Origin of the sequence: Aliivibrio sp. S10_S31, assembly GCF_014694495.1 — a bacterium.
GTDB classification, from domain to species: domain Bacteria; phylum Pseudomonadota; class Gammaproteobacteria; order Enterobacterales; family Vibrionaceae; genus Aliivibrio; species Aliivibrio fischeri.
In genome coordinates this window covers 1-6,007 of record NZ_JAAUWR010000039.1, presented here as the reverse complement: position 1 = coordinate 6,007, position 6,007 = coordinate 1, and the positions used below count along the sequence as shown (strand labels likewise).

General features: G+C 34.1%; 8 protein-coding genes. 2 read left to right on the top strand and 6 right to left on the bottom strand.

Translation table 11 applies throughout. The annotated features are described in order from the left end of the window. Positions 1–833: 833 nt before the first annotated feature. The 5 genes from HC728_RS19170 to HC728_RS19150 all read right to left on the bottom strand — a co-directional run bounded on the left by HC728_RS19170 (position 834) and on the right by HC728_RS19150 (position 4,081). On the bottom strand, positions 834–1,328 hold the full coding sequence (locus HC728_RS19170) for an SHOCT domain-containing protein (RefSeq protein WP_190395929.1): 495 nt from the start codon (positions 1,326–1,328) through the stop codon (positions 834–836). Positions 1,329–1,567: 239 nt separating this feature from the next. Next, positions 1,568–1,855, bottom strand: a complete 288-nt coding sequence (locus HC728_RS19165; protein WP_190395928.1) for a hypothetical protein — start codon at positions 1,853–1,855, stop codon at positions 1,568–1,570. Then, a complete protein-coding gene (locus HC728_RS19160; RefSeq protein WP_190395927.1) occupies positions 1,845–2,246 on the bottom strand; it encodes a YcgL domain-containing protein in 402 nt (133 codons plus the stop codon). The genes HC728_RS19165 and HC728_RS19160 overlap by 11 nt, the downstream gene beginning before the upstream one ends. Before the next feature lie 199 nt (positions 2,247–2,445). Beyond that, positions 2,446–3,459, bottom strand: coding sequence for a Kiwa anti-phage protein KwaB-like domain-containing protein (locus HC728_RS19155; protein ID WP_190395926.1), 1,014 nt, complete (start codon positions 3,457–3,459; stop codon positions 2,446–2,448). After that, the gene (locus tag HC728_RS19150; RefSeq protein WP_190395925.1) at positions 3,449–4,081 is read right to left on the bottom strand and encodes a hypothetical protein; all 633 of its coding nucleotides are present in this window, start codon (positions 4,079–4,081) and stop codon (positions 3,449–3,451) included. Before HC728_RS19150 ends, HC728_RS19155 begins: the two co-directional genes overlap by 11 nt. Before the next feature lie 789 nt (positions 4,082–4,870). On the opposite strand from HC728_RS19150, the gene HC728_RS19145 reads away from it, so the two are divergent. Both HC728_RS19145 and HC728_RS19140 read left to right on the top strand, forming a co-directional pair. Beyond that, positions 4,871–5,116, top strand: a complete 246-nt coding sequence (locus tag HC728_RS19145; protein WP_012535294.1) for a type II toxin-antitoxin system CcdA family antitoxin — start codon at positions 4,871–4,873, stop codon at positions 5,114–5,116. Then, entirely contained in the window at positions 5,117–5,434 is a 318-nt protein-coding gene (locus tag HC728_RS19140; protein ID WP_054776277.1) for a CcdB family protein, read from the top strand. 113 nt (positions 5,435–5,547) lie between these two features. On the opposite strand, the gene HC728_RS19135 is transcribed toward HC728_RS19140, so the two are convergent. Continuing rightward, positions 5,548–5,991 carry a GNAT family N-acetyltransferase gene (locus tag HC728_RS19135; protein WP_190395924.1) on the bottom strand — a complete coding sequence of 148 codons (444 nt, stop codon included), beginning with the start codon at positions 5,989–5,991 and terminating at the stop codon, positions 5,548–5,550. Positions 5,992–6,007 lie beyond the last annotated feature (16 nt).

Here is a 6,007-nt window from a genome sequence, read left to right as displayed (position 1 = left end):
GGTTCGATTTCACTTAAGTCACTTGGTTTCAGGCCAATGAAATCTTGAACTTTTTTGGTACATTTAAACTGAAACATAGCTCACCCCAAGCTGCTGAAAACCTTATTTTACACCAACAACATAACGCTGGCATAACACGTTTATTACTATGCAAACCAACCTGAATTAACCGTCTTAATCACAAAACCTAAGACAAACCCAGAACGCCGAATGTAATAAATCGTGTTGATGCGATTGTTGTGCGTGCTTACTTTCGGCTTGGCTAACTTGGTAAAGAACTGCCCTGCCAAGATTTCCTAAGCCCTGATTCTAATTTACCGGTAGTAATTAAGCGAACAAAATGTTCTTAAATTGCGAGATAACGTAAATGGAAAACAGATACAATTTTCACACCATTTGAACGACTTGGTTTCAGCAGATTTGGAACTGATAAACCAAATATCCTTGCCACAACGGGAATTGAAAATGCTACGAGGAAAACACTGATGCAGACTAAAATGAGGCATAACCAAAGAACCATTGAAGCGTAAAATAGCTTCTGAAACACCTGAACTTAGGGTAATAAGGTCTAATTTGCCGAACCTGATAATACGAAAACCAAAAGGCAACAAAGAAGAAATTTACGCTTACTAAGCCGAAACTACAAAAGCCTCGGATCTATTGATGAACCGTGCAAAAAATTTCGGACTCAGTACGCACAACGCCTGCATAACACGTTTGCTACCATGCAGATTAAGCTCAAATTTACCACTTAGCTCGGTAAACTCAAAGAAACCTACAATGCCGAATGTAGCAAATCGTGTTGATGCGATTGTTATACAGTTTCTAACAGCTTATGATTTACTTAATATTTTAGCTTTCATCTGTTTATATTCTACTTCTGTTAAAACACCATTCTCAAAAAGTTGATGTGCTTTAATTAATTCATTGTAAACATCAGAGTTAGAACCATTAGTTTTATTCGTTATAGTAGATTCAACTTTTATATTTTTATCAACGACGTAATCAGCTTGTTTTTGTAATGACGTTCTAACAACTTCTTCATCAGATTTATCGACAACACGGAACTGATATTCAAATGATGCCCATTCACCAGGCCCATTACCTAAGGGTGTATAATTTGAAGATACTGGAATTGCGACCTTCCCTTTAGATTTAGCGAATTCGTTCGCATCATGAATAACTTCAGCTCTTAACGCACCAGCATTACCAAAAATACCACCATGATCATCTCGAAATATAACATAAGTATCAGGAGAAATTTCTACAACCCCCGGATTTGCACATCCGGTTAAAACCAAACAAAGAACCAAAATTAAACGTTTCATATAAACAACTATTCTTAAATAAAACAAAAGACTATCAAATAAATCAATACACAAAAAGAGAAGTAAGGATTAATTTAAATACTTTATCGATATTGAGTACGCTATTTAGCGAAAAACTGTATAACGCCTGCATAACACGTTTGCTACGATACAGACCTAGCTGAATTTTAACGCCTTAATCACTGAAACTAAAGGCAAACTGACAATGCCGAGTGTAGCAAATCGTGTTGATGCGATTGTTATGCTTTCTCTTTCAGCGTTTGAGCAAAAATAATAAGTAATGCAACCCCAGCAAAAGCTAAATAAATACCTGCATCTGATAGTTTAGGAATTATTGCCTTGTCATATGCCCCATAAATCAAAAGAAACCCTGTAGGTACAGCACTACCAGCTAAACCAACAACAAGTAAATCACCCAAATGTTGAGCTTGTTTTTTTACTAGATTAATAATAACTAAAATAAGTACGGATATTAAAAAACTAGTAACAGAGCCATATTTGATTACTAAGTCAACACTAAGATTCATCAGAATCCCCTCCAGACTTATCTTTATCTGAATTAGCTGCATTAGCCAAAATTGCAGAGCCAATGGCTGCAACTGCTGCACCAAAAATCCCAAAACCTAAACTAGCTGCAAGTAAACCACCGCCAATTGCAGCTCCTGCCCCAGACACATTACTAGACTTAATTTCTGTTTTTTGAATATGAAATCCTTTTGCTTCAATACTTTTTTTTATTATTTTAGGATCTGCTGCAATTAATGGTGAATCATCATCAAACTCTATCGTTTTAAAGCGATATGGACTATTAAAACCCTTTAAAGAATCATCAAGTAAAAAAGGCTCTAATGGTGATCCATCTTTAATGAAAACATAAACACCTTTCATCGCATCAGATTTATAAACATCACATTTCATTGATTTATCTCGAAATTCAAATTTTTTCTATTGTACATTAGATTGCAGATAACTCTAATTAAACTTAGAAGCATAACGCCTGCATAACACGTTTGCTACCATACAATTATACTTAATATTGACGCCTTAAAACGAGAAACACCCGACAACCTGAGATGCCGAGTGTAGTAAATCGTGTTGATGCATTTGTTAAACGAATTTATGCAGGTTCAATTATACTACCGCTATTCGTTCCATAATACTTTCCAGTAATGACTCCAACTTTATAGTAATCATTTAATAATTTGATGAAATAGCCAACATCAATACTATTTTCTAAAACTAAATTACCAGTTGGAGATAATTTTAACTCCTTACCTTCAAAAAGTTTCAGGGCATCTTTCATTTTAGTTATTTCATCTTCATTAAAGTCTGAATGATTCCCTTTTTTTCCTATATTTGCTAACGTTTTAAGTAATGCTCTGCTCTTACTCAAATTAGCTGTGATATGTTCGATACCATCAACTAAACCTGTGGATTCAATTACAGATATTACATCATTTGCTACATTTTGAAATTCTTCTTCCAAACCAACAATTTGCTCAAAGCCTGATTTTCTTAAAACTAAAAATTCAGAATTAAAATATATGCAATCAATTTTATCATCAAAACTTACAGTCTCATTATTAACAACTTTTAACTCTGAATCATTCAAATCAAAAAATGATGATATTTTTTCTTTTCTAGTTTGAGGTTCATCTGTTGTAACTTTACTTGAACCCATTTTTCTAAATAAATATGCAGAATTTTTATTTGTATTAACCTGAATGCAGTAAGCCCATATGTCTTTCTTTACTTCCTTTAAGGAAGTAATATTGTTAGCTTTATTTTTAAGCAGTTGATTAAAAATAACATCAGAAAATGACAGAGTATTATTTAAAGCATACGTATATAGCTTCCCACCCAAATCGTCTGTAATTACGTTATAAGTTTCTAAATCGTAGCCTTCAATTTTAGTTAGTTTTTCTAGTTGCTTTTTAGCATTATGTGCAAAAAAACAACTAATCTCAGGCGAGATGTCAATACTGTTGGCCTTAAATTGAAATTTATCAATTATTTTGTCTTTTGTTTTAACACCATCTTTAATATGCCTAGTTATAAAATACAACTTAAACGTTACATTTTGGCTTTGAATGATATCTAAGATATCATTCACTTTCTTTTTAGCTGGCATTATCGCCTCCTACATCAACTGCAAAAAATAATTTATGGCCAATTTTTTTTATTTTCACCTGATCATCTTCTTCAAGAAACTTGTTTCTTGATATGACCATACCTTTTTTCTTTTTTTCCGAATCTAGATCACTGTATTCAATCATATATAAAGAGTACTTCATACTAATTGTTGGGTTAATTAGTAACATAGATGAGTTAGAGTAAATCAAAAATGTCACAACCAATAACACAGTTACCGAGAACACATTAATAAGGCTAGACAAGTCCTGAAAAACAAAAGGAATTAAGTAAGTAAAGAGATACGAAATTGATTCACTATTTTTATTTTCAATATCATCAATAGTAATAAGATCACCATTAACAGTTGCTCGCCTTTCAAAATTACTTAGCAGAAACTTTAGACCCACAGCTCCATATATTGACAATAGAATCAATAATGTTGCCGCACCAAAATATTTAGAAAAAATCCAAATGGATTCGAGGTTTACTCCCCCCCAATGTAAATATTCTTTATATTTATAAAATTGACTAAAAGTCATGATTAAAAATAAAGGCATATAAGAAACTAGAAACAACGTCAATCTAGCCCCTATTTTAAGGCTAGGCTCTCTTTTTTTCATCAACCTTCCCTCTTACTAAAACCTTAATTCGTTTAACGCTTGCATAACACGTTTATTACCATGCCAACCAACCTGAATTTAACCGCCCTAATCACGAAACCCAAGACAAACCCAGAACGCCGAGTGTAATAAATCGTGTTGATGCGATTGTTGTGCGGACTCTCTTTCGACTTGGCCAACTTGGTAAAGAACTGCTCTGCCAAGATTTTCTAAGCTCTGATTCTAATTTACCAATGGCAATTAAGCGAACAAAATGTTCTTAAATTGCGATATGAAGTAAATGGAAAACAGATACATTTTTTACACCATTTGAACAGTTTGGTTTCAACAAGTTTTTAGCTGATAAACCAAATATCCTCGCCACAACTGGGATTGAAAATGCTGCGAGCAAAACACTGATACCGACTAAAATGAGGCAACACCAAAGAACCATTGAAGCGTAAAAATGCCTCTGAAACGCCTGAACTTAGGCCGACAATGCTTAATTGCCGAACCTAATGAAACGAATGCTAAAAGGCAACAAAGAAGAGGATTTGTGATAACTAAATAGCGTTTACAAAAGTCTCATTTCTATTGAGGAACCGTGCAAAAAATTCCGGACTCAGTACGCACAACGCCTGCATAACACGTTTGCTACTATGCAGATTGAGCCTAAATTTACCACTTAATACGGTAAACCCAAAGAAATCAAGAATGCCGAGTGTAGCAAATCGTGTTGATGCATTTGTTAAATGCCTTTTTACGTTATATACTAAGCCCACATACTTAATGCGCATAAGTGGTAACGTTATGAGAAATCAATATAATACACAAGCAGTAAAGAAAGCGACCAATTTAACTCTAAACAGTGACCTGCTCGCTGAAGCAAAACGTTTAAAAATAAACCTTTCAGCAACAATGGAAAAAGCACTTTCACAAGAAGTGAGCAAACTAAAAAGACAAGAATGGTTAGAGCAAAACTCTGAAGCTATTGATGCTTGCAACGAACTAACCGAGAAACACGGTCTTTTTTCTGATTCATACCGAGTATTTTAAATGTCTCAATTTACGCTATATAAAAACAAAGATAAAAGTTCAGCGAAAACCTACCCATATTTTGTTGATGTTCAAAGTGATCTACTTGATAACTTAAATACTCGATTAGTCATTCCATTAACACCAATCGAACTACTTGATAAGAAAGCACCAAGTCACCTTTGTCCTACGATTCATATTGATGAAGGTGACTTTATAATGTTGACTCAACAAATGACAAGTGTTCCCGTTAAAATCTTAACTGAGCCAGTTAATGAGTTATCAACTTTCAGAAATGAGATTATTGCTGCAATTGATTTTTTAATCACTGGCATTTAACGCCTGCATAACACGTTTACTACTAGCAATTATACTTAATATATACGCCTTAAAACGAGAAACACCCGGCAAACTGAGATTGCCGAGTGTAGTAAATCGTGTTGATGCATTTGTTATAAGCACATTCTTACACGGTTCATATGAACAAATTGAGCATCTTCTGATGTTACTTGGAAACCAAATTTACGATATAAACCGCCTACCCGATTGCCTTGTAAATAACACAATTTCACTGGTTTATTTTCACTATCAGCAAACTCTAAACATTGGCTTAAAACCTGACTTCCTATTCCTTTTCCGTGAAAGCTTGGTAATAAAAAGAAACGGCAAAAATAGAAATGGTCACCTTTGTTTTGAAGCAAATAGCTACCTATTGCTTCACCTGACATTTCAATAATGGTTGGTTTTTCTTCACCCCATTCATCTTGATGCATTTCACGTTGGATTTTATCGTCCCAACCAAACACAGCCTTAATTGGCTCAAATTCAGCCGCCTTTTTAAGTTCAAATAAGAACTCAAAATCACTATCTTTCGCTGAACGCGTAGAAAATTTCAAACCTTTACCTCTGGCT